Source organism: Kineococcus siccus (assembly GCF_009906795.1).
GTDB lineage: Bacteria > Actinomycetota > Actinomycetes > Actinomycetales > Kineococcaceae > Kineococcus > Kineococcus siccus.
The window spans coordinates 1-1,370 of sequence record NZ_JAAALN010000393.1 but is presented as its reverse complement, the minus strand read 5'-3'; the positions used below and the strand labels follow the sequence as shown (position 1 = coordinate 1,370).

The following is a 1,370-nucleotide window of genomic DNA, read 5'->3' as shown; positions in this document are numbered from 1 at the left end:
GTACAGGACGGCGCCCGTGACCGCGTCGACGACGGAAGCCGAGACGCCGGGGCCGAGGGCCGGGTCGGCGAGCAGGGGGCTCGCGGTGGGCGGTGGCGTCGTCGTCAGCGGGCCCGGGACCGCGTCGGTGACGTCGAGGGCGCCGTAGCCCGCGAGGAGCAGGACGCACACGGCCGAACCGGTGATCGCGGCGACGGCTCGGCGCACGCGGGGGCTCCCTCGGGGACGGGCGTGCACCCGGCCTGCCCGGGCTGCGCGACACTAGCGCGCACGCCCGGCCGGCGACGCGCCGACCGGGCGGCCCCGACACGGGGCAGGCCCGGACACGGGCGGCAGACACGGGGCCGCGACAGGCCCGCGAGAGGAGCAGCGTGACCACGCCCATCGAGTTCGACGCGACCATCGAGATCCCCAAGGGTCAGCGCAACAAGTACGAGGTCGACCACGCCAGCGGGCGGATCCGGCTCGACCGGATGCTGTTCACCTCCACGCGCTACCCGCACGACTACGGGTTCATCGAGGGCACGCTGGGCGAGGACGGCGACCCGCTGGACGTCCTCGTGATCCTCGAGGAGCCGACGTTCCCCGGCTGCCTGATCTCCTGCCGCCCCATCGGCATGTTCCACATGCGCGACGAGGCCGGCGGCGACGACAAGATCCTCGCCGTGCCGTCGGGCGACCCGCGCTGGACGAAGATCCAGGACCTCGACGACGTCAGCGAGTTCGACCGCCTGGAGATCCAGCACTTCTTCGAGACCTACAAGGACCTCGAGCCGGGCAAGTCCGTCGAGGGCGCCAACTGGGCGGGCCGCGAAGCGGCCGAGGCGGAGATCGCGGCCTCCTACGAGCGCGCCAAGGGCACGTCCTACGAGGCCGGCGCGGGCCACTGAGCTCCGGCTGAGGGGTGCCGTGCCGGGGTGGCGTCAGCGCGGACGCGTCCCGAGCGGCAGCAGCCCCGCCCGGTAGATCGAGGCCCTGCGCACGACCGCGCCCGTGTGCGGGGCCTCGACCATCCGGCCGTCGCCGAGCGCCATCCCGACGTGGTGGACGGTCGCCGGGTCGGCCGGGTCGGTGGCGTAGAAGACCAGGTCGCCGGCCTGCAGGTCGGCCAGCGCCACCTTCGCCTGGCCCGCGTACTGCAGCCGCGAGGAGTGCGGCAGCGCGACCCCCGCGGCCGCCCAGGCGCGCAGCGTCAGCCCCGAGCAGTCGAAGGAGTCCGGGCCGTCGGCGGCCCACAGGTAGGGCTTGCCCAGCTGGCCGAGCGCCCAGGCGACGGCCGCGCCGGCCCCCGCGCTCGGTCCCTCGGCCCGCGGGGCGGGCGGTGGCGGCGTCGGGCTGCGGGCCCCCGCGGGGCGCGCGCGGGCCGTCGC

Annotated in this window: 2 protein-coding genes and 1 pseudogene; 1 reads left to right on the top strand and 2 read right to left on the bottom strand. The window is 76.0% G+C overall.

The window, feature by feature from the left end; translation table 11 throughout:
- Positions 1-207: pseudogene (locus GTR02_RS21720) on the bottom strand (hypothetical protein); the annotation flags it as partial.
- Between the two features lie 176 nt (positions 208-383).
- Here GTR02_RS21720 and GTR02_RS21715 point away from each other — a divergent pair.
- On the top strand, positions 384-890 hold the full coding sequence (locus GTR02_RS21715) for an inorganic diphosphatase (protein ID WP_166609541.1): 507 nt from the start codon (positions 384-386) through the stop codon (positions 888-890).
- Between the two features lie 33 nt (positions 891-923).
- On the opposite strand, the gene GTR02_RS21710 is transcribed toward GTR02_RS21715, so the two are convergent.
- On the bottom strand, positions 924-1,370 hold a 447-nt coding region (locus GTR02_RS21710; RefSeq protein WP_166609540.1), incomplete at its 5' end, for a C40 family peptidase.